Genomic DNA, 21,298 nt, shown 5'->3' with positions numbered 1-21,298 from the left:
CAGTTATTTAAGATGAAATTATCATCATAGCGATCGCCTACTGCAAAACCATCGCACCTTGATTATTGATGAAACTAGATCCCCGACTTCTTTAAGAAGTCAGAGATCTGAATTTCTCACGTTGTAAACATCACATAATTACAAAGTACAAATTAAGAATTAATTAATACCACAGGTGCTGGCGTAGTTAAATTAGTCTTCAACGCTAATTCATCCGCTACAAAGTCTGGAACTCCGGCTTCTTTACCTTTTGCTAAACAACAATCTCGCACAGCTAACAGAAAACCTTTAATTAATTCCACATCTGATATAGCGTTAACTTGTGTAAGAAAATCTTGCCAAGATGTTGTATCTGAAGCGTAGGTATCTATTAAATATAAACCAGCGAGATATTCTGCTAATGGATCTAATGCCAAGCGAATTTTATCTTGTGCTGCACCGATTGTTTGAATTAATTGCAAACGTTTTTCTAAATATTGTAAACGTTCTGGTGCTGTGTCGCTGTCATCAAGGGCTGTTAAAATATCTTCTAATTTAGCAGATGTAGGACGAAAAGTTGTTTTTAAACATTGCCAAGCAATTACCTTAGCGTCTCTTTGTACAGTGCGATTATTTGGTTCAGTTTCTAATTTATCTCGATTTAGTTCGTTGAGATATGCCAACATTAAATCAGGAATATTGTCTGGTAAATCAATCGCTGTTCCTTCTTTTGTGGCAATCATTTGTTCAGCATAAAGTTTCGCCAGCAATACGGTAATATTGCGTTGTCCTACCATCAATGAAAGACGACGACAAGCATCAAAATATTCCACATCGGTAAACAAATCACGTTTGCAACGTTGGGTTAAATACGCTTCCATAAAAGATGAGAGTTTATCACCTGCAACACGCAACGGTTGAATTGTGGTTTTGGGTACTTCGTCTAGTTTTTCTTCTAAGCGAGAAGTGACAATGAGGGCGTTTACCGGGAAATCTGTTTCGGCTGGATGAATTTTGTTACGTGTCGCTTCACCCATTTCTGAAAAGTGATCTATTATGACTAAAATCCGGCGTTGGCGGAGTAAGTTGGTTAATAATTCATTGTCGATTGCTTGAGCTTCACTAATTAGTGCTTGCAATTGTCCGCCGATAGTTTCTTTTAAGGGATGATCTAATTCTTGTTCAATTAATACTGGTAACATCCGGTGTTTAGCAAGGCGATGAGTTTCATTGTCATTCATTGCCCATTGCGCCAAAGTACAAGCCAGACTCGTTTTACCTGCGCCACCTTCTCCCCAAATTAACAATGTTGCGCGTTTTTGGTTAAATATTGGTTGTAAATCTGTGGCTGTCAGTTGCGCGAGATTGTTATTATCTAAAATTACGGGAATGGGGACATAAACAGAACGTTCTGTAACTGTTTTCTTTTTGTTAAATCCTTGCTTGGCAGAGTCGAGGCGTTTTTCTACCCAAGCATCCAGCACTCTGGGGTGATAGTTAAAAAATTCGATAAATAATAATGTGCGGATAGGGAAAGTTAAACCGCCAAAAACATCGGGTAATTTGAAGTTAGATAAAGGTTTGAGGGCGTTGTTGACGTGTAATATCCACAAAGGACGCACTCGTAATAAGATGAGCCAGAGGGAAGGGAAGAAGATAATGTAAATTAATCCTCCTGTTACCCAAGGATGTTTCACCATCCATTCTAAAGTTCTATCGAGAAGGCGAGTTTGTCTTTTGGTTTTTAAGGCATCAAGGGAACGATTGACATAAGTGATGCTGCCATCTAAATTTTTATCTTTGCTATCCTTTAAAGTTTTGAGTATTGTTTCTAAGTCTGCTATAGCTTTGTCTAAATCGGCAAAAGACATAGTACCTGTTTTGTCTTGAAAGCTTTCACCTATGCGCCCTAAAGCATAAGCAGTATTGACACGAACATTTGGATCTTTGTCGAACTGCAAAGTCTTAATTAACACAGGAATTATCGCCTTTGTTTCCTCTCCTATATTCACTAGTGCATTAGCTGCATAGGAGCGAACACTAGCATTTTTGTCGGACTGCAAAGCCTTAATCAAAGCGGGAATTGCCGCCTTTGCTTTTCCTCTCATGCTTCCCAAGACAGCAGCAGCAGAAGAGCGAATCTTTGCATCTTTATCAGACTGCAAAGCCTTAATCAACACAGGAATTGCTGCCTTTGTTTCCTCTCCTATATTCACTAGTGCATTAGCTGCATAATAGCGAACAGTTGCATTTTTATCAGACTGCAAAGCAGTAATCAAAGCAGGAATTGCCGCTTTTGCTTCTTGTCCCATATTTCCCAAAGCATTAGCAGCAACTTTGCGAATTTCTACATCCTTATCTTTTAACTGTTGAATATAAGTAGAAATCTCTGCATCTTTGTTAGTCTGCGCCCATCCTTCACCCATTGGCACTAGCGACAACCACAGGCAAGAGAAAGAAACTGCACCTACAGCTAATAATCTTTTAACTGTTTTCTTACCCGTTTTTTGTAAGGTTTTAGTGCTGACTACAGAGCCAAGAGCGTAGACGCAAGGCGGCTTGTCGTCAGATATGGCAGCAGTAGTTAACGGTTCCATGTGCTACTTTGTTTAGGTGCATCCTATTTAGGAATACAGTGTTTTAGCGTTAAATTACGCAATTTAACTTAAATAATTTAGATTCAGACAAATAAACCTACAGCATCCTCAGAATAATTTACTCTTAAGGCAATGGACGCTGACGCAATTGTGTACGCTCAAAAACTGTAAAATACCCTTCTAAAACTAATCCTGTAACATTCAATAAATCTAATAAAAGTTGTGCTGGCTCTTCTGGTGTTGCAGGAAAGAAACGAAAATAAACCACACCTTTTGGTACAGGCATCCGCAACCTATATAACGGTTTGCAGTTGAGTAGAATATAGACCTAACCCCCAACCCCTTCTCTACAAGGGAAGGGGAGTAAGACTTAAAGCCTCTACGCCACTTGCTACAACGGAGGGAACCTCCGCAACGCAGTGGCTCCTCCTTGTAGGAGAGAGGTTTGGAGAGAGGTCAAAACTGTACTGCACCCAACCAAGAATTGCTATAAATTAATTCGCCATAATCTCTATCAAAAGTTAGGATAATTCTTTCTTCACGTACAGCCCGTTCTAAAACTAGCAAGTCTTCAGCGCCAGGAGCATCTTCGCTACCATAAGCTACATCATAACCACCATCCCGCAACCTTACCACACTCATCATTGGGATATTTTCATTGGCTAAAAATCGCATCATGCTGACTCAGATACAAAAGGTAGCATATACAAAGATTCCTCTCGCATACACTCAGCTACAAAGACAAACACAGCCTGCACCGCTTGTGGTGTCAAAGTTGGATAGTTCTCTAAAACTTGCTGTACCGTCCAACCATTAGCAAGTAAACCAAGTATAAATTCTACAGATAATCGCGTACCTTTTACTGTAGGTTTGCCTAATAATACTTTGGGGTCAGAATGAATATATTGTCGCCAGTCCATAATCAAAAATTGTTTAAAGCCAAGCCAATAATTTAGATTTTATAGCAGTAAATCTGTAAAGGCGGTGCGTTACGGCTAATTTTGATTTTCTTAAACACTCAAATTTTGACGTAGCCGTAACACACCCTACTATAAAGTGCGATCGCTCGTACACAAAAAGCTCCTTAAATTATTAGATAAGTCTGAGATCTAAATTTTTCCAGAACACAAAACCCTGTCGTTAGTAATCAGAACCCTGTCGTCACGACACGAAACCTTGTCGTTAGTAATCAGAACCTTGTCGTCACGACACGGAACTCTGTCGTTAGTAATCAGAACCTTGTCGTCACAACACAGAACCTTGTCGTTAGTAATCAATCCAAAATTCTATATTCACTTAGTAGTTGTACTTAGCCAAATTCTCAATTTTTTCTAAATTAAATAACTGTTCATAATTGCAGTAATTCTGTTAGGTAGTCTTACTAGGATTACTCTGATGCAACATAATTTTTCTCTGTAAAAACTAGCAAATTGTTAACAAAAATCTTTGCTTTATTGGTTGACAGGTATAAAATTATACATTATATTGAAAGACATGATAAAAGCGATCGCCCAATCCCGCGAAGAAGAAAGCGATCGCCCTAATCAAAACCCTAACATCGATAAAAGCGATCGCCCAATCCCGCGAAGAAGAAAGCGATCGCCTTTATACAAACCCCAACAACGGAGTATAAATATCATGATGGCACAATTACCAAATTTCGCCCAATCAAAATTAGCGCAGTTCTTAGGCGAAGATTGCAATTCCTCCATCCTCAATCAAATTTCTCAACAGCCATTTCCCCACCGAGAACCAATCAAACATTTATTAATTGGTTCACCCAAAGCCGTCACCAGTACAATTCACTATTTGCAAGTAATTGGCTACGCTAATGTCGGAGATTGGAGTCCACTACTCCCAACCGCTAATCCAGCCGAGGTGATGATTATTTTAACTAGGCAAATTTTGATGCAGTAAGCAAAATGTAGAGACGTTGCAATGCAACGTCTTTTAAATTTAAGCAAAAACACCAGTTTTCAGCTAAAAAATCAGATAATAAATATTACATATTGGTGAATTTTGCTGACGCGGAATGCCGTTAGCTTAAGACAAACTAGCTATATATGACTCATATTTGATTGAAGAAAAAACTGAGTATACCTTAGAGAGCCTTATTTCTTCTTCCCTGTTCCCTGTTCCCTGTTCCCTGACTACGTAGATCGTTTCAGAAATCAAACCGGATTCCGATAGAAGTATTATTAGGAGAATAGCTATGTCTTTGAAAAAACGCACACCCCGCGTTTTAGAAAAAGCTGAATTAAGAGTCTCTGGACTGAAAGCAATTGATCCAAATATGGATTTTGGTGACGAGCGCAATTTGCAAAATATGACACAACTAATTGAGCAGTATCGTAGCAAAATTGAGGCTTATAATACTGCTCTAGCTGTGATTGACTCTTCCAAAATGGCAATGAAAGAGTTAGAAAAAAAATTAGGCGCTCTCAATGAAAAAATGCTAATTGGCGTTGCTTTTAAATATGGTAACGACAGTCCTGAATATGAGATGGCTGGTGGTGTTCGCAAAAGCGATCGCATCCGCAAAAGTTCAGCCACTCGCTTGAAAGGAAGCACAGAATAAATTTCTACTAAGACTCAAAATATATAACTCTACACCATACAAGATTTTCGGTGCGTTAGGACTACACTCTTAACGCACCTTACTATTTTTGTACTAAAATCCAAAATGGTATAGTAATTTAAATAGGAAAAATATCAAATGTCAACGAATGCTTCTTTAGAAGAACGCCTCGCAAGAGTGGAAGCGACAATTAAAGAATTGCAAAAACAAATAGCAACTTCTCAATCAACAAATTGGCTGCAACAAATTACAGGTTCATTCAAAGATGAGCCTGCGTTTGAAGAAATACTCATTTATGGACGCGAGATTCGTCAAGCCAACGAGCCAATAATAGAAATTGAAGATTAGCTATGAAATATTTGTTGGATACAGATCATCTCAGCATTATCCAGCGACAAACAGCACCAGCTTACCTCAATCTTTCAACTCGGATAGCTCAATATCCGCTATCTGATTTTGCAATTTCAATTGTGACATTTCATGAGCAGCTTCTTGGCAGTCATACATATATTAGTCGCGCCCGGAACAAAAATGAACTTGTTAAGGGTTATGAAATGATGGTACGTCTGGTAAACGATTTTAAAATTTTACCGCTGTTAACATTTGATGCTGGGGCGGCTACTGCATTGAGTCAATTACAAGCTCAACGTATTCAACTTGCAAGCATGGATGCACGGATTGCAGCGATCGCTCTATCTCGTAAATTAATTTTATTAACTCGCAATCACCGGGATTTTAGCAAAGTACCAGGATTGTTAATTGAAGATTGGACTGTTTAAATAGCTTATTGAATAATAAGGGCGATCGCTCAGATAATATAGTAGAACGTTTACTAGGGCGTTTCATTCATTAAATCTAGCAAGCGGAGTGCGTTGGTTAAACAAAGACTCGATACATTATTAGTAGAGTTAAATTTATGTGCTTCTCGCGCTTTAGCCCAAAGACTAATTCAAGCGGGAGAAGTGACTGTTAATGAACAGATAATTGATAAGCCAGGTACAGAAGTAGATATTGCAGCGCAAATCAAAGTTAAAGAGCGATCGCGCTTTGTTTCTCGTGGTGGCGATAAACTAGCAAAAGCATTAGAAATATTTGCCATTCCTACCGTTGGACGGGTTTGTTTAGATGGCGGAATTTCTACAGGCGGCTTTACTGATTGTTTGCTACAAGCTGGAGCCAGTTTAGTTTATGGTATTGATGTCGGTTATGGGCAAGTTGATTGGCGGTTGCGGAATGATTCTAGAGTAATTTTGCGAGAGCGTACAAATCTGCGACAACTACAACCCGAACAATTGTATAGTGAAGGCGATCGCATTCCTGATTTGGCGGTGGTGGATGTATCGTTTATTTCCTTAACCAAGATTTTGCCTGCACTGTGGCAATTAACTCAACCTCTACGTGAAGCGGTGTTGCTAGTAAAGCCACAATTTGAAGTGGGAAAATCCCGTGTTGGCAAAAAAGGCGTTGTACGTGATCCTGACGACCAAGCAGATGCTATCTTTCAGGTATTACAAGCCGCAAATCAATTAGGCTGGAAATACAAAGGCTTAACTTGGTCGCCAATTACAGGCCCGGCTGGGAATGTCGAATATCTTTTATGGTTAGGAATGGAAAGTGAAACACCACCGCCAAATTTAGATGCTATTAAGCAATTGACGAAATCAGCCATTGCTGATTTCCGCGAGAATTAAACATCGTAGATGAGACACTCTAGCGCGTCTGGGTGGCTGTCACAGAAGGATTCTAGAGAAGTTTTGCGTTGTTTTGCTTGTTGTTGATGAGACTTTTCGGCTTGTAATTCTTCAACGATATCCCAAGCTACAGCACAGTTAGGAGAACCATCGCCGTTCATTTCACAAGTTGAGCGAGCGTCTGCGATCGCTTCTAAAATTGCTTGCTCAATGGTTTTAGTTCCATTTTGCTCAGAGTGATTTACAGTGTCGAATCTGTCGTAGGTTGCTGTCATGAAAAATTTACCTTTGTTTACTGAGATAGAGATTAGTGTGCGCTGCTGATTCATACAGAAGCTAACACTTCTAGTTTAGATAAGCTAAAAAAAGATTGCGGTGGTGAAAACCGCTTTTAATAAACTAAATTGATTGGGATTTCCCTCTTGTCACTTTTGATGCAAAAAGGTAAGCAATCTGAAGTGTGAAGTCTGAAGGCTGAAAGTGTAAAACCTATAGCTGTGTACGAGGCTGAATGTTAGAAACAATTATTTTTCTAGCTTCAACATAGCTGCACCCAACTATAAATTTCATACTAGCTTGCGGCAAGCCGCTAAGAGGTTGTTTGAAAAGTATTATTGTTAACATCAAAATCTGAAAAACCTAACCCCCCAAGCCCCCCTTCCCTACAAGGGAAGGGGGGTTTTAAAGCCTCTCTCCTTGCAAGGGAGCCAGTGCGTTGCGGGGGTTCCCCCCGTTGTAGCAACTGGCGTGAGAGGTTTGGAGAGGGGTTTTTAGTATCTTTCATGACTTTCCAAACATCCTCTAAAAGCGTCTACACACTTCATACTTCAGACTTTACACTTCATACTTTAATGTTGCCGTCTAAATTGGCAATCAAACGGAATTATCAGCAGAATTTGATACAAGTTGACGAAGGCTTATGAACAGCAACAATTAGGTAAATAATTCTTAGAAATTCTCAATATTTCAGTCCTAATTCTTGTTGCAAACGATACAGAATTGTATTTTGGTCAACTTCCGAAAGAATTTCTTGAATCACAGTACTAGCGCCTAATTGTCCCCAAGTGCAGCCTTTTTCAAGATAAACCTGCGCGGCTTTTCCCACAGCGTAAGCACCATAACCAGCAATTCCAGCTTGAGCGATCGCACTACCAGCAAAGCCAGTAATATTAGCTGGGTTATCACCACTTGCGATCGCCGCAGTACTTTTACCTAATCCTAATACAAAACTACTGCCTAATTCTCCTAGTAATAAACCACCAGAACTCAACAAAATAGTTTTGAAAATTTTTCCTGCTTCATAGCTAGTCATTGGTAAACCATACAACCGCGCCAAAGCCCGAATCAATGCTAAATCGGCAAAAGTTCCACCAAGAATATCTAAAAAAGCGATCGGGTTGAGGGCGACAGCTAAAGCTTTATACTTAGTAAATTGCCAAATAATTGCTTCTGCTTCTTGTTCGCGTATATCAAGAGTTTTTTGGGCGATAGTAGCTTCAGCTTCCCGTGCTTGCACAAGTGCATTTAAAGCCAAAAGCGATCGACCTTCACGATTAAGAATATTCAAAATTGTCTGCTGAAGTTCTTCAATTTGTGGTGGTGGTGTTTCCCATTCATAACTAACACGCCCATCCGGCCATTCCACCCGCACTTCCATCGGTGCAGGTTCCGCCGCTACCATCACAATTTCATCAGGTAACAAAGGCTTTGCTTGATGATGTCCTGCACCAAGTTGTTTTAAATTTTGATAAATTGTGGCGCGGTCTGTATCTGGGTAAAGGTCAATTTTGTTAAATACCAAAATCAAAGGTTTTTGTGCTTGGCGTAATTCCAGTAATGCTTGATATTCAGTTCGAGTAATATCACCAGACACAACAAATAAAATTAAATCTGCCTGACGCGCCACCTCTCGCGCCATTTGCGCCCGTGATTCCCCAGCAATTTCATCCAATCCGGGAGTATCAATTAACTCTACGACTATCTTGCCGCCTGGTGGTTGCCATCTCACAGAACGCGGCCATTGAGTTACCCCATTTAAAGGCCCAGTTTGTAAAATCTTCTCTCCCAGCAAAGCATTCAATACTGCTGATTTGCCACGACTGACTAAACCAAAGGCAGCAATGTTAATTAAATTAGAATCAAGTTTATTGAGTGTGGCATTCAGCGTCTCTAATTCCGGCTTCACCAAACCTGCCAATTCTGGGTTGGATGATAACTGCCCTGACTTGCGAAGATATCCATACCAAGATAACGCCTGTCGGAGACTGGCGCGGGCGCGGTTTAAATGTGTTTCTTCCAGATTACGCACAAAGTTAGCTTGATTAAAGGTTGAACAAATAACACGCTATATCTCTATTCTGCTTTAATTTCCAGCTTGTCTGTGTTATTTGTCAACTTCTGAAATCTACTTATGCGGCAATAAGCTTTAGATAAGAATATAGCAGTTCTCGGTTGGATGCAGTAAATTTTTGACCTCTCTCCAAACCTCTCTCCTTGTAGGAGAGAGGCTTTGAGTCTTACTCCCCTCTCCGCCTCGGAGAGGGGTTGGGGGAGAGGTTCTTCCACTATTACTGAATTGGTATTCTAAACGAAAAGTATAGATGCACAATAACTAATCATCCCAAAACCTCTTGATAATATTCCTCAAGTTGATGTGGTAAATAGCTAGTCATTTGTAAACCTTTGTAAACCTTGCTGTTTCACTTGCATACTTTGGTTAATATTGATGCGACTAAGGAAATCAATATCATGGGAAATTACCAATAAAGCGCTTTGATATTCATTGATGCCGATGACCATTTGTTCTACAGTTTCAATATCTAAATTATTCGTCGGCTCATCGAGAATTAGCAAATCAATTTCTGAGATACTAATAATTGCGATCGCAAGTCTAGCCAATTCACCGCCACTTAACACCGATGCCGATTTGTGAACGTCATCATATTTAAATAAGAAGTGTCCTAATTGTTGCCGCAATAACTGATAGCTAAGATTAGGATTGGCAGATTGCATATTTTCCAGAATTGTCTGCTGGCGATTGATCAGTTGATAAGTTTGGTCGAGATATACAGCTTTCATCGCTGGTGCAATCAAAATCTCACCCGACTCTAAAACTACTGTTTCCTTATCCATCCCCAGAATGGCTTTGGCTAAAGTCGATTTACCAGAACCATTTGCCCCAACAATGGCAATACGTTCACCTGAAGAAATATGCAGCTGAATGTTTTTAACTAGTAAGTGATTAGCTACCCAAAGATTTGCACCTTGAATATCAATCAAATTCCGGTGTTTGTGATTTCTTTCCTCTAAATTAATACTCGTGACTTTGGTAGTTTTAATCTTTGTCTCGGTAACTTTTTGAGTAGCTTTAGCAACAGATGCTTCATGCTTTTTTTTAGCTGTTCCAGATGAAGCTTCGGCTTTGGTTTTAATTAATCCCGCAGCCATTCTGTCAATACTACCATTGAGAAACTTCGCTCGACCGTTGCGTTGAGTTTGGGCGGCGCGTTGCTGTTCTTGCATCGCCGCTGTTTGGGTGCGCTTGAGTTCCTTTCTAGCAACTTCGTGCGATCGCATTGCTGCTTCTAATTCTAGTTCTTTTTGTTGGCGATAGTCAGAGAAATTTCCTCCATATACCTTTAATTTATTAGGAGTCAGTTCCCAGGTAACAGAAGTTACCTGATCTAAGAAAAAAGGTTTGTGAGAAACAATTACATAAGCCCCAGAAAATTCTAAAAGAAACTGTCTCAAGCTTTCTAATGCTGGTAAATCTAGATGATTTGTTGGTTCATCGAGTAACAGCAAATTTGGTTGTTGCAATAAACCAATTGCCAAAAATAATTTTGTCAGTTCTCCGCCACTTAAATTAGCTATTGGCAATGATAAATCAATGTTTGTGTTGAATTGTGTTTGTAAAATTTCTTCAATCTGCCACCACTCATCAGAGATAGAAATTAAATAATTCAACACTGTATCTGCATTAATTGTTTGTTGAATAGTGCTAATTTGCGGTAAATAGTAAACAGCACCATGCCGCAATACAGAACCAGCATTAGGATGAATTTGTCCTGTCAGTATTTTTAAAAGTGTTGATTTTCCAATACCATTTCGACCAACAAGGGCAATATGATCTCCTACTGCAATACTTCCTTGAATTCCTTGAAACAAGGGCTGCATCTCGCTGAATTCATAACTTAAATTCTCAGCGATTAATATTGATTTTTTCTGCATTCTTACCAAACCTCAATACATCAGCTTTCACCCGTTTAGGCACGAAGATTACGGGTGAAATAAATACAGCCGTTTGCAGTTGAGTCTAATACAAACCTAACCCCCAACCCCTTCCCTACAAGGGAAGGGGAGTCAGACTCAAAGCCTCTCTCCTTGTAGGAGAGAGGTTTGGAGAGAGGTAAAAAATGTACTTTACCCAACCAATAACCGATATAAACAAAAAATTCAGACGTAGTAAATCACTACGCATCTGCATGAAGAATTAACCGCAGATGGATGCGGATAAATTCAAATTATCTAGGATAAAAACAATATTTTTAGCTCATGACTATTGTGAAGTAACCCTGTCAAACTTGGCGTATCTATTTTTTTGACAATTCTTGTATGGTACTACTTCATTTCAGCTATCTCGATAATGACGTGATGCGGTTTAATATAGACTACAGTGTAGCACAAAATGATTTCGGAAAGATAACGATTAGTTAAGTTATATTTTCACCAATACAATAGTCAATGCGGCAAACCTCAGCCAAGCTTAAACTTGTTCTCCTACTGCTGGCAAATTTACGCCTTCATAAATATCATTTATAGAAATTTCAAACTCTATTGTCTGGAGTAATAACATCGCATCTCGTGATTCGTGTTCTGTTAATACCCATTGACTATTAGCATTTTTAGCATACTGCTCAACCAAGTATTCATATTGGTCAACAATAATATATTCTTTGAATGTGGGAATAGAACGATAAAATCTAAATTTATTGGTTCTGTCATGATTCTCTGTTGATTTAGATAATACTTCTATAATTATTGAAGGGTTGGTAACTGTAGTCGTGCCAGTTCCTTCATATATTGGTTCTCCTTCAATGATCATGACATCGGGATAAGTATATATTCGGTAACGAGGTATCCACAATCTAACATCACCCATGTAGATTTTGTAATTTTTTCCTCGCATCTTCAGTTTAAAATTGGCGTAAAAATTACCTGCTATTTCGTTATGGTTAGTAGTCCCGCCTGCCATTGGTACAATTTCTCCATCGTAGTATTCATTTTTAATTTCAGAGGTTTCTTCTAGTTGGAGGTATTCTTCTGGAGTGAAGTGTTTTTTTGGTGTTTGGATTTGCATAATTTGATATGGAAAATAACTGGTTATTTGGGATAATTTGTAGTTAAAAATTCTTCTGCTTCTGTTTTATTTGTAATTACCCTATCTAATGTAGCTGCAAGGATAGCATCAAGGATTTGGCGATATTGGGGGCCTGGTTTGTAGCCTAATTTCTTCAGGTCATTACCGTTTAAAATTGGTTGGATGTGAGACAGTACTGTTAAGTAATGCCAGATTTTTCTTCTGAGCGATCGCGGACTTTGCAAAGCAATTAAAATTAGCATTGGCAAGTCATACTTTTTCAGCAACTGCACAACTTGACTGGGACGCTGCAACTGAGGCAACAATTCCATAACCTCTGCTTGGGCTGGGGCTAAATTTTGCAAGCGATGAATGCTATCTTCTTGTAATTGCAAATTTTTTGCTACTTTTGTCCTATATTTTGGTGCTAAATGAGCAATTAAAGCTTCTAGGCGCATTTGCCAATGGACAAGTGTTAGTTGTGGGTCAAATCTTTGCAAACACCGTTCTAATAACCGCAGTTGACGCAGGAGTTCTGCATCTAAGGTAAGGGTAGGATGAATGCACTGCAAAGCTTGCAAGTTATCGAGTAATTGCAAAGCCGATTTCCAATAAGGTGCTTCTAAGATATGTTTTAATTCTGTTTTCAGCCGCGTTTGCAAAGCTGGAGTTCTGCTATTGTTTTGAGAAGTGCGATCGTAAACACCACTGTTAATGGCATAGCGGATATATTGTTCTGTTTGTGGTTCAAAATCAAATCCGAAGCGGACGGCAAAGCGCACACCGCGATAAATTCGGGTAGGATCTTCAATAAAACTGTTGGCGTGTAAAACCCGAATTTGCTTTGCTTGTAAATCCAGTAAACCACCAAAGAAATCGAGTAATTCCCCAGCGCGGGGGGAAGTCAGCCGCAGTGCCATTGCGTTGATGGTAAAATCTCGACGATACAAGTCTTGGCGAATAGAACTCGCCTCAACTTCTGGGTTAGCTGCCGGGTAAGGATAAAATTCTGTTCTAGCAGTGGCAATATCCACCCACAATGAATCTAATTCTGGGTCTTTGTGCCACAATAAAGCCGCTGTTTGAAAAGCACCGTGAATTTCTAAACGTGCATCTGGGTAAATATCTTGTAAGGCTTTCGCAAGTTCCACCCCAGCACCAACATCTGCTGATTTGTGGAAGCCATCTACGACTAAATCAATATCCTTAATCATTAATTTGTCGGCTGTTTGGGCTAACAGCAAGTCCCGCACAGCGCCACCAACAAGATAAAGATGCCAACCGCGTTTTTCTGCTGCTTGGGATGCTTTGGTTAGTAATTGCCACAGTTGAGGTGCAAGACGTGACGCGATGTTAAGTGCTGAGTGCTGAGTGCTGAGTGCTGAGTTTTGAGGAGTTAAACTTTGAAACTCCTCACTGTTTTGATGTAACTCGCGTAAGACATCGGTACGGGTGACGATACCAACTAATTGCCCGTCTTCTAATACTGGTAAGCGTCCGATATCATAAGTCACCATCAGCGACTCGATTTGTGGCAGGGTAGTATCTGGGGTGATGGTTTTAAGATTGATAGTCATGTAACCTTTGACGGGTGCATGACTAAAGCCGTGATGAAAGGCAATATCCAAATCTCGCCGCGAAATAATACCTACTAACTGTCCTTGGGCATCGACTACAGATAAACCAGAATGTCCGTAACGTAATAAAATCCGCTGTGCTTCTTCAATAGTAGTTTCGGGGCGAATGGTGCGGACTGGGGAGGACATTAAATCTCTGGCGGTGAGAGGATGGGGAATAGAGGCTTTTAAATTATCTAAAAGTTGTTCTAAGGTTGCTTGTATATCGACTCCCCGCATGTTCAGCGATGCAGCTTGAGAATGTCCACCACCGCCGTAAGGTTGAAATAACAAGTTAAGATTGACACCAGGAATTTGCGATCGCCCAATCACTGTCAATCGTGAATCATCGTCCCCTAATGGATATACATTGGCTAACAATAAAGCATCAATTTCGCTTAACTCTACCAGTTGTGATGCTAAACTTGATAACCCTGGGACAAATTCAACAGTTTTTAAAGTTACCCAAGCAATGGTATAACCGCGTAAACAAAGATATTCTAAGTTTTGCAGCGCTGTCGTTAATAACTGTTGCAACTGCGGCGATAAACCAGGGTCGCGGTAAGTAGAAATTACTGGTAAACTTGCGCCTTGTTCCATCAACCAAGCCAAAGCTAAAGCATCCCTGGCTGTTGATAAATCGTAAGTTAAAGAACCTGTATCAACATGGATACCCAAAGCCATAACTGTAGCTTGGGCTGGTGTGAGAGAAATTTGCTGTTGTTGCAACTGCTCCACCATTAAAGTTGTGCAAGCTCCCACCGGGGCAATATGCACTTGCGTCGCCGGAATATCACCCTCTTGCCCTAAATGATGGTCATAAACTACAATTTCTTTCACACTGGGTAAATCTAACCACTCAGCGGCCTTACCCAGGCGATCGCGATGTTGTGTATCCACCACAGTAATTGAACGAATTGTTTGCGGATTCACTGAACGTCGTTCAATTAACGGATACTCATCCCGATGTAACGCTAAAAAATCTCTTACAGGTGGATGTGCGCCGCCTGTCAATACAATCTTACTTCCCGGTAGCAAGCACGTTAAACCTACCGCCGCCCCTAGGGCATCAAAATCAGCTGTTGTGTGGCAAAGAATTAAGTCCATAGTTAAAAGTCAAAAGTCAAGAGTCAAGAATCAAAAGTCAACATTTGGACTATGGACTATTGACCTTGGACTATTGACCAAAGTGTAGCAATTTCTGCTAGGTTAACAAATAAGGAAAAACTGTCAGTGTCGCCCTTTAGGATATTCTATCTTTAGTATTACGCTGTCTTGGGAGAAGTAAAAATGACCATAGTATTCCAGTTCGCTTTAGTAGCTCTCGTTTTGATGTCCTTTGTATTGGTTGTTGGCGTTCCCGTTGCCTATGCTACCCCTCAAAACTGGGTTGAATCTAAAAGATTATTATGGCTAGGTTCTGGAGTCTGGATTGCCTTAGTACTTTTGGTTGGTATATTAAACTTTTTTGTGGTCTAAGCGCTTGACAATAGTCTAAGAAAATAGCATAAACCTGATGGCAAAAGAAAAAGGTAAATTGATCAATTTACCTTTTTTCTTATTTTTTGTGGTTGTAGCTGCCGTGAAATATGTTAGGACAGCATTGATGGCTCAAAATCTTAAATAAACTAGCTCTATACTCAATACTCAGCACTCAGCACTTTCCCATAATTGTGTGCTTCATCTCAGCCATCTGCAAAGAAGGAATGTATATTGGCAAGAGTATAGTTGATTAAGAGGCAGTCATGGCAGTTTTTGAGGGAACTTTTACTCAAACTGAACCCTTGCGTTTCGCATTGGTTATTGGTCGATTTAATGACCTTGTTACTGCAAAGCTGCTGGAAGGATGTCAAGATTGCTTAAAACGTCATGGTGTAGACCCCAACCCCCACGGTAATCAAGTAGATTATGTTTGGGTTCCGGGAAGTTTTGAAGTGCCAATTGTTGCACGTCAACTAGCACTTTCCCAGCGTTATGATGCGATCATTTGTTTAGGTGCAGTTATCCGAGGACAAACGCCCCATTTTGATTACGTATCTTCGGAAGTAGCCAAAGGCATTGCCGCCGCCAGCTTTCAAACCGGAGTTCCGGTGATTTTTGGTATTTTGACAGTAGACACAATGCAGCAAGCCCTAGAACGGGCAGGGATTAAAGCTAATCATGGTTGGGATTATGCTATGAACGCCTTAGAAATGGCAAGTCTCATGCGGAAATTACGCTCTAACCTCGCAGAACCGTACACTTTAAATCCCCAATCTTTGCCTGCTGCTCACGGTCAAGAGTCAATCATCAACAGTCAGTAGTCAAGAGTCAAGAGTCAATGGTCAATAGTGAGCCAGCGCGGTCTTGGGGGTTTCCCTCATGAGCGACTGGCGAACCCCGAAGGGGTCAATGGTCTAATGAACAAGGGCAAAAGACAAATGACTATTGACTAAAAATTAGGGGTTGACAAATCAAAAAATATCTGACAATATAAATAATGTCAGGTTTGCGGGTATAGCTCAGTGGTAGAGCGCAACCTTGCCAAGGTTGATGTCGCGCGTTCGAATCGCGTTACCCGCTCTTCAAAAAAGAGTTCAGTTCTGATGACTAAAGCAAGTACATTTGCCACCCAAGCAGTTAGCGTTTGACTTTAGCACACTATTTTTTGGGTAGATTACACTAGATTCAGAATTAGCTGGTTGAATAGCAGCGTGATTAGGTAAATCGCACCTGTTGGTAATGAAGTTAGCCTTGCTTGTTGACTTCCAGGTAATAATTAGATGAATGAAAATCAGGTGAAAAAGTCTCCGGCTTTTTGTCTAATGCTCGGTAGGTAGAAATTAGGAAGTGTTGGCAAAAAATCACAGGCTTGTGAAAGCAGCCTTCCCAAATCGTTTGTTTTCGGAGTAGTTGCGGCGTAAGCTTAGAATTGTATTAGATATGTAAGCAAATAAATGCCTAAAAAACTAAACTACATTACCTTAAAAGCTACAGAAGCAGCGCCGGAAATCTTTAAACAAGATTGCCAGCTACAGAACAAGACAACAGACAGATATACCAATTTTCTGAAACTTGGTGATTAATGCTGTTGTTAATGATGGCAGTATTTGCCTAACTTCGCTATTTATATAAACAGTTGATTGATTCTGAGATGACCCAACACCCAACGCATTCAGCAGAGGAGGGAAATCTCCAACTTATGAAAAACACGCTCAAGTTAGTAGAACGCTTGTGCATCCTCAAAAACCCGAAAAAATTGACTTTAACCAGGAATATCCCTGTCCCTGTCGCCGTCGGGGACGGTTAGTTCCGATTACCCTTACAGAAGCATTTGGCTGCGATCGCTGTCAGCAAATCTTTGTTGTCCAAGATAATGGGCATGTCCTAGAACAACTTTCAACTACTTATCCCTACAAGCGAGCTTGGCGCTGGACAGGTAATGGTTGGAATGTTGTCCATCCACGCCTAGGAGAAAGCTATCTGCCAATAGCCCTGGGCATTATTTTTGTGCTAGTGATTATTTGGCTACCATTAGCATTGAAATTAGCCAAGGGTTCCAGCATTATTGCTTGGGCAATGGTGGCAGTGCTATTAGCTATCCTGCCAGCACTTATGGTCTGGCTTACCTACCGACGTTAACCCCATGACTGTTGAAGTTTTGTATGATTACCCCGAACCAATGAAAAGCGCTAAACGCGCTTATCAGGCTTCCCTGAAGTTGGGGTTGACCAAGGGAGTAGACCGCAGTCGTGCTGTGTTGGCAATGGCACAGGCTCTGGAACAATCTTTTGATGATATTTTAGAAGCAAATACTCTGGATTTAGAAGCCAGTAAAGAAATGGCAGTGCCAGAGTTAATTTTAGACTGGCTGAAACTCACCCCGAAACGACTAGAAAATACAGTAGAAATTCTCCGACGCTTGGGTGAACTTTCAGATCCCCTGCGGCGAGTGCGGAACGCTGACTATCAACCAGAAGACTCTCAAAGTTACACTCAATTAATGGCTTTGGGTGTTATTGCTTTCATTTATGAGGCGTTTCCTGATTTAGGGGCGATCGCCGCAGGTTTGTGTATTAAAACTGGCAATAGTATCATTCTTAAAGGTAGTGCAGAAGCCAGTCATTCTAACGCGGCGATCGCAGAGGTACTGCAAAATGCCATTGAAGAAGTCGGACTACCAACAGGTTGTGTCGAACTAGTGACTGCCGAACATGGGGCTTCTCTCCGAGATTTAGTTACCCAAGACCAATACATAAATTTAGTCATTCCCTACGGACGTTCCAGTCTGGCGCAACAGGTGATGCGACAAGCAACTTGTCCAGTGTTAAAGTCCGCAATGGGCAACTGTTACCTTTACTGGTCGCTGAATGGCAGCTTAGAGATGGTACGCTGGATGATTCTCGACAGCCATCAAAGCGAACCAGACCCGGTGAATGCTATCGAAAAGGTATTAATTCACCGTCAAGCTATGCCATCATCTTTGTCTGTACTGTGGAATAGTTTGAAAGAGAAAGGCTTTGAAATCAAAGGTGATGCAGAGTTAGTTGAAGCCTTCCCCCAATTACAACTAGCCAAAGAAAGCGAATGGAGCAGTCCCTACTTAACTAAGACAGTAGCCTTTAAACTAGTGGATAGCTTAGAAGTTGCGATCGCTTGGATTAATCAACACAGTAGCGGTCATGCTGACTGTATCGTGACTGAATCTTATCAAGAAAGTCGGCAGTTTGCTTTAGGGGTCAACAGCGCTTCTACCTACATCAACACTACCCCGCGTTTCTCCCGTAACCCTTCGCGCGGAGACTCAGTTTTTTTAGGGATGTCTAACCAAAAAGGCCACCGACGCGGATTTATTAGCCTAGAAACCTTGACTACGGTCAAGCATATCGTACAAGGCAATGGCAGGTTTTAGAAAATTGCTGGGCCTATTCGTAAGGCTAAAAAAAGTCCGCCTAGGCGGACTTTTTTGTATAATCTCAGAATTTTAAATCTAGGGATTATTTATTGTTAGATGTGTAATACACCTTCCCGCCAGTATCAGGGACAAAATGGCAGCTAACGCAAGAACGCCATAAAGCTTGCCAAATTGGTTCCTCAGACTTGCGGTAGTACTCACCCATAACAGGTTTTATCGACTCAGTCGCCTTCAACAAATTGTAGTGAGGAATATTTAAGAAGATGTGGTGTGCAACGTGAGTCCCAATATCGTGATGGATGTGATTGAACAACCCATAATTGCGATCAATACTAGAAATTGCACCTTTAAGGAAAGTCCAATCTTCACCACGATACCAAGGAATATCAGTGTCGGTGTGATGCAGAAATGTCACCAAATCTAACCAAATCACAAACACGATGTAGGGTGCAGCATAGTATTTCAACAACCACATCCAACCCCACTGATAAGTAAGGAAACCCAACAACCCTACCATACCAATCCAGAGTACGGTACTAGTAATTACATCCCATTTCTCTGATGGTTTGAAGAGTGGGCTATTAGGTGAAAAGTGAGAGCCTTCTTTATTAGGAGAACGCTTAAATAAATACACTGGATAAGCCAATAAAAATAAATAATATCGGCCTATTTTTTGTACCAGAGGCATTTCCTTGTATTGCGATTCCGTCACAGGATACCAGCTTTCATCATTATCGATATTGCCAGTATTTTTATGATGTGTCCTATGGCTGATGCGCCAACCGTGATAAGGCACTAATATCGGTGTATGAGATAAATGTCCAATCAAGTCATTCAGCCATTTATGCTTAGAAAAAGATTGGTGACCGCAGTCATGTCCGACGACAAACAAAGCCCAAAACATTGTACCTTGCATTAACCAAAAAACAGGCCAGAAATACCAAGAATCAAGGTAATGAGCTACTGCATATAGCGCACCAATAATCAGAATGTCACGAAAATAATAAAACAGTGATTTGCTGACATTCGGTTGAAAACATTCATCTGGGATAGCAGTTTTTAAATCCTGAAGAGTAAATGGCAGTTTAGTTGTATCCTCAGAAGCTTCACTGACACGAGAACTGTCAAAAGGGATGGTAGTTGATTGCACTTGATTCTTTGATGAAATATAAATCGGACTTTGTTTGAGGTTAAATTCACCTCTGCAATACCTGCGATGCTTGTATACACGCAAGATAAAAATATCTGGCAATTCACGTAGCAATAATTAATCAGTTAAGAATTGCCAGATCATAATTGAATTTGCAGACGAATAATCTCATCGCTCTAATATATGAGCTTAATTTTGCTCATAGCGAGTTTACTCAGATTTTGACTTATTTACCTGCGTAATATTCGTTAAAAGTTTGATACCCAACATCAGTGACATACAGTTGACATTGGTCTGTAATTTGCTTCATTAAAGACCAAGAGAACTTGGCTTCATCATGCAAATAATTTCCCCAATTGTCTTTAATGCTGCTGTAAGCCAGACGTAAATTATAAGAGGGGATAGCAGTAGAAAGGTGATGAGGTACGTGGACGTTAATATCGTGGCAAAGGAATTCTATCCAACGTGGATAATCGCAATGAATAGTGCCGAATAGCTGCGCCATTGCTTCGTTCCACTTGCTTTTTTCTTCAAACGGAACATCTGGGAATGTGTGGTGAACAATGGTGAAGGTACTCATCCAGAAATGATAAACCAACCAAGGCACAAGCCAGAATTTAACAAATCCCCAAATACCAGTTGTAGCGAGTAGAGTGGGGAAAACAACTGCGGCAAAAATGACAACTACAGCCACAGAAAGTTTAATACTTCCTTGCTCTTTAGTTTTAAATTTGCGCCAATCAAAATGCACAACTGCCCAATGTCCAATGGAACCTACCCACCAAAGACGCTTTTTCATGAACAATTCAAAAGCAGATTGACGAGTTTTATCCCAACTGGCAAAAACTTCTGGTCGGATGGGATGCCAAGCATTATCCTCATCCAACTTGTTGGTATGTTTGTGATGATGATTATGCTTAATTCGCCAACTATGAAAAGGGTAAATTAGCGGCATCATAAAGATATGCCCAACTAAATCATTAACCCACCGCCGATTGGCAAATGAACGATGACCGCAGTCATGACCAATAACAAAAAAACCTGTTAAAGCAGTCCCTGTAAAAATCCAAGCAATAGGCAATAAAAACCAGGGAGAAATTGCCAAACTATAGTAGCCTAAACCCACCATCAAAACATTGATGAAAACTTGTGTCCAAGCTTTGCGACGATTTTTTTGAAAACATTCTTTTGGCAACGTTTTGATAATATCTTTGAGCCTCAGTTGGGAAGTACTAAGGTCTGTGCTTATTTCTTGCGTCTTGATTATTGATGTAGTCATGAAAAACCGAAAAACAACAAACTCCTCCACCAAGTCACCCAAAAGTAACTTGCTGCAAAATTTCTTTACATTAACGCTCTGGATTATAGCAACTTTGGCTACCTCAGCATACCTGAAAGTAGTTTTTGTGGCTATTTGAAAACTGACGAATGGAT

General features: G+C 40.4%; 21 protein-coding genes and 1 tRNA gene. 11 read left to right on the top strand and 11 right to left on the bottom strand.

The window, feature by feature from the left end:
• Positions 1 to 152: 152 nt before the first annotated feature.
• The 4 genes from ACMX3D_RS01295 to ACMX3D_RS01280 all read right to left on the bottom strand — a co-directional run bounded on the left by ACMX3D_RS01295 (position 153) and on the right by ACMX3D_RS01280 (position 3,496).
• A complete protein-coding gene (locus ACMX3D_RS01295) occupies positions 153 to 2,576 on the bottom strand; it encodes a HEAT repeat domain-containing protein (protein ID WP_482749694.1) in 2,424 nt (807 codons plus the stop codon).
• A 124-nt stretch (positions 2,577 to 2,700) separates the two neighbouring features.
• A complete protein-coding gene (locus tag ACMX3D_RS01290; protein WP_482749693.1) occupies positions 2,701 to 2,862 on the bottom strand; it encodes a hypothetical protein in 162 nt (53 codons plus the stop codon).
• A gap of 170 nt (positions 2,863 to 3,032) precedes the next feature.
• Entirely contained in the window at positions 3,033 to 3,254 is a 222-nt protein-coding gene (locus ACMX3D_RS01285) for a DUF5615 family PIN-like protein (RefSeq protein ID WP_482749692.1), read from the bottom strand.
• Positions 3,251 to 3,496, bottom strand: coding sequence for a DUF433 domain-containing protein (locus ACMX3D_RS01280; protein WP_482749691.1), 246 nt, complete (start codon positions 3,494 to 3,496; stop codon positions 3,251 to 3,253). The genes ACMX3D_RS01285 and ACMX3D_RS01280 overlap by 4 nt, the downstream gene beginning before the upstream one ends.
• A gap of 718 nt (positions 3,497 to 4,214) precedes the next feature.
• Here ACMX3D_RS01280 and ACMX3D_RS01275 point away from each other — a divergent pair.
• The 5 genes from ACMX3D_RS01275 to ACMX3D_RS01255 all read left to right on the top strand — a co-directional run bounded on the left by ACMX3D_RS01275 (position 4,215) and on the right by ACMX3D_RS01255 (position 6,845).
• Complete coding sequence (locus tag ACMX3D_RS01275) at positions 4,215 to 4,493, top strand: hypothetical protein (protein ID WP_482752255.1); 279 nt, start codon at positions 4,215 to 4,217, stop codon at positions 4,491 to 4,493.
• A gap of 295 nt (positions 4,494 to 4,788) precedes the next feature.
• Positions 4,789 to 5,154, top strand: a complete 366-nt coding sequence (locus ACMX3D_RS01270) for a hypothetical protein (protein ID WP_482749690.1) — start codon at positions 4,789 to 4,791, stop codon at positions 5,152 to 5,154.
• 138 nt (positions 5,155 to 5,292) lie between these two features.
• On the top strand, positions 5,293 to 5,502 hold the full coding sequence (locus ACMX3D_RS01265; protein ID WP_482749689.1) for a hypothetical protein: 210 nt from the start codon (positions 5,293 to 5,295) through the stop codon (positions 5,500 to 5,502).
• Between the two features lie 2 nt (positions 5,503 to 5,504).
• Positions 5,505 to 5,933, top strand: coding sequence for a type II toxin-antitoxin system VapC family toxin (locus tag ACMX3D_RS01260; RefSeq protein ID WP_482749688.1), 429 nt, complete (start codon positions 5,505 to 5,507; stop codon positions 5,931 to 5,933).
• A 93-nt stretch (positions 5,934 to 6,026) separates the two neighbouring features.
• Positions 6,027 to 6,845 carry a TlyA family RNA methyltransferase gene (locus ACMX3D_RS01255; protein WP_482749687.1) on the top strand — a complete coding sequence of 273 codons (819 nt, stop codon included), beginning with the start codon at positions 6,027 to 6,029 and terminating at the stop codon, positions 6,843 to 6,845.
• Here ACMX3D_RS01255 and ACMX3D_RS01250 read toward each other — a convergent pair.
• The 5 genes from ACMX3D_RS01250 to ACMX3D_RS01230 form a co-directional block, all read right to left on the bottom strand.
• Positions 6,842 to 7,120, bottom strand: coding sequence for a CP12 domain-containing protein (locus tag ACMX3D_RS01250; RefSeq protein ID WP_482749686.1), 279 nt, complete (start codon positions 7,118 to 7,120; stop codon positions 6,842 to 6,844). The two genes, ACMX3D_RS01255 and ACMX3D_RS01250, sit on opposite strands and share 4 nt — an antisense overlap.
• A gap of 683 nt (positions 7,121 to 7,803) precedes the next feature.
• Positions 7,804 to 9,153 (bottom strand): GTP-binding protein, encoded by a 1,350-nt coding sequence (locus tag ACMX3D_RS01245; RefSeq protein WP_482749685.1) that lies wholly within the window; start codon positions 9,151 to 9,153, stop codon positions 7,804 to 7,806.
• 356 nt (positions 9,154 to 9,509) lie between these two features.
• Positions 9,510 to 11,075: a ribosomal protection-like ABC-F family protein gene (gene abc-f / locus ACMX3D_RS01240; protein ID WP_482749684.1), complete on the bottom strand. Its 1,566-nt coding sequence runs from the start codon at positions 11,073 to 11,075 to the stop codon at positions 9,510 to 9,512.
• 535 nt (positions 11,076 to 11,610) lie between these two features.
• Positions 11,611 to 12,204: a Uma2 family endonuclease gene (locus ACMX3D_RS01235; protein ID WP_482749683.1), complete on the bottom strand. Its 594-nt coding sequence runs from the start codon at positions 12,202 to 12,204 to the stop codon at positions 11,611 to 11,613.
• Positions 12,205 to 12,227: 23 nt separating this feature from the next.
• Complete coding sequence (locus ACMX3D_RS01230; RefSeq protein WP_482749682.1) at positions 12,228 to 14,927, bottom strand: CBS domain-containing protein; 2,700 nt, start codon at positions 14,925 to 14,927, stop codon at positions 12,228 to 12,230.
• Between the two features lie 183 nt (positions 14,928 to 15,110).
• On the opposite strand from ACMX3D_RS01230, the gene psbZ reads away from it, so the two are divergent.
• The 6 genes from psbZ to ACMX3D_RS01200 all read left to right on the top strand — a co-directional run bounded on the left by psbZ (position 15,111) and on the right by ACMX3D_RS01200 (position 18,711).
• Positions 15,111 to 15,299, top strand: coding sequence for a photosystem II reaction center protein PsbZ (gene psbZ / locus ACMX3D_RS01225; protein WP_482749681.1), 189 nt, complete (start codon positions 15,111 to 15,113; stop codon positions 15,297 to 15,299).
• Between the two features lie 266 nt (positions 15,300 to 15,565).
• Positions 15,566 to 16,123: a 6,7-dimethyl-8-ribityllumazine synthase gene (ribH, locus tag ACMX3D_RS01220; protein WP_482749680.1), complete on the top strand. Its 558-nt coding sequence runs from the start codon at positions 15,566 to 15,568 to the stop codon at positions 16,121 to 16,123.
• Positions 16,124 to 16,310: 187 nt separating this feature from the next.
• Positions 16,311 to 16,382 (top strand) — tRNA-Gly (locus tag ACMX3D_RS01215).
• Between the two features lie 374 nt (positions 16,383 to 16,756).
• Positions 16,757 to 16,885 carry a hypothetical protein gene (locus tag ACMX3D_RS01210; RefSeq protein ID WP_482749679.1) on the top strand — a complete coding sequence of 43 codons (129 nt, stop codon included), beginning with the start codon at positions 16,757 to 16,759 and terminating at the stop codon, positions 16,883 to 16,885.
• Between the two features lie 148 nt (positions 16,886 to 17,033).
• A complete protein-coding gene (locus ACMX3D_RS01205; RefSeq protein ID WP_482749678.1) occupies positions 17,034 to 17,441 on the top strand; it encodes a hypothetical protein in 408 nt (135 codons plus the stop codon).
• Between the two features lie 4 nt (positions 17,442 to 17,445).
• A complete protein-coding gene (locus ACMX3D_RS01200; protein WP_482749677.1) occupies positions 17,446 to 18,711 on the top strand; it encodes a glutamate-5-semialdehyde dehydrogenase in 1,266 nt (421 codons plus the stop codon).
• Positions 18,712 to 18,796: 85 nt separating this feature from the next.
• Here ACMX3D_RS01200 and ACMX3D_RS01195 read toward each other — a convergent pair whose 3' ends face one another.
• Both ACMX3D_RS01195 and ACMX3D_RS01190 read right to left on the bottom strand, forming a co-directional pair.
• Complete coding sequence (locus ACMX3D_RS01195) at positions 18,797 to 19,864, bottom strand: fatty acid desaturase (RefSeq protein WP_482749676.1); 1,068 nt, start codon at positions 19,862 to 19,864, stop codon at positions 18,797 to 18,799.
• Positions 19,865 to 20,090: 226 nt separating this feature from the next.
• Positions 20,091 to 21,143, bottom strand: a complete 1,053-nt coding sequence (locus tag ACMX3D_RS01190) for a fatty acid desaturase (RefSeq protein ID WP_482749675.1) — start codon at positions 21,141 to 21,143, stop codon at positions 20,091 to 20,093.
• Positions 21,144 to 21,298 lie beyond the last annotated feature (155 nt).

The sequence above is a fragment of the Anabaena sp. TISTR 8404 genome (assembly GCF_056847745.1).
The sequence above is the reverse complement of the archived record's forward strand: the minus strand, read 5'-3'. Positions and strand labels throughout refer to the sequence as shown.

Bases quoted from the DNA above. Each gene is read 5' to 3' on its own strand.
- ribH (WP_482749680.1), top strand. From the start codon at position 15,566: ATGGCAGTTTTTGAGGGAACTTTTACTCAAACTGAACCCTTGCGTTTC.
- ACMX3D_RS01260 (WP_482749688.1), top strand. From the start codon at position 5,505: ATGAAATATTTGTTGGATACAGATCATCTCAGCATTATCCAGCGACAA.
- ACMX3D_RS01270 (WP_482749690.1), top strand. From the start codon at position 4,789: ATGTCTTTGAAAAAACGCACACCCCGCGTTTTAGAAAAAGCTGAATTA.
- ACMX3D_RS01250 (WP_482749686.1), bottom strand. From the start codon at position 7,120: ATGACAGCAACCTACGACAGATTCGACACTGTAAATCACTCTGAGCAA.
- ACMX3D_RS01290 (WP_482749693.1), bottom strand. From the start codon at position 2,862: ATGCCTGTACCAAAAGGTGTGGTTTATTTTCGTTTCTTTCCTGCAACA.
- ACMX3D_RS01285 (WP_482749692.1), bottom strand. From the start codon at position 3,254: ATGATGCGATTTTTAGCCAATGAAAATATCCCAATGATGAGTGTGGTA.
- psbZ (WP_482749681.1), top strand. From the start codon at position 15,111: ATGACCATAGTATTCCAGTTCGCTTTAGTAGCTCTCGTTTTGATGTCC.
- ACMX3D_RS01230 (WP_482749682.1), bottom strand. From the start codon at position 14,927: ATGGACTTAATTCTTTGCCACACAACAGCTGATTTTGATGCCCTAGGG.
- ACMX3D_RS01280 (WP_482749691.1), bottom strand. From the start codon at position 3,496: ATGGACTGGCGACAATATATTCATTCTGACCCCAAAGTATTATTAGGC.
- ACMX3D_RS01235 (WP_482749683.1), bottom strand. From the start codon at position 12,204: ATGCAAATCCAAACACCAAAAAAACACTTCACTCCAGAAGAATACCTC.
- abc-f (WP_482749684.1), bottom strand. From the start codon at position 11,075: ATGCAGAAAAAATCAATATTAATCGCTGAGAATTTAAGTTATGAATTC.
- ACMX3D_RS01265 (WP_482749689.1), top strand. From the start codon at position 5,293: ATGTCAACGAATGCTTCTTTAGAAGAACGCCTCGCAAGAGTGGAAGCG.
- ACMX3D_RS01275 (WP_482752255.1), top strand. From the start codon at position 4,215: ATGATGGCACAATTACCAAATTTCGCCCAATCAAAATTAGCGCAGTTC.
- ACMX3D_RS01200 (WP_482749677.1), top strand. From the start codon at position 17,446: ATGACTGTTGAAGTTTTGTATGATTACCCCGAACCAATGAAAAGCGCT.
- ACMX3D_RS01295 (WP_482749694.1), bottom strand. From the start codon at position 2,576: ATGGAACCGTTAACTACTGCTGCCATATCTGACGACAAGCCGCCTTGC.
- ACMX3D_RS01190 (WP_482749675.1), bottom strand. From the start codon at position 21,143: ATGACTACATCAATAATCAAGACGCAAGAAATAAGCACAGACCTTAGT.
- ACMX3D_RS01210 (WP_482749679.1), top strand. From the start codon at position 16,757: ATGCCTAAAAAACTAAACTACATTACCTTAAAAGCTACAGAAGCAGCG.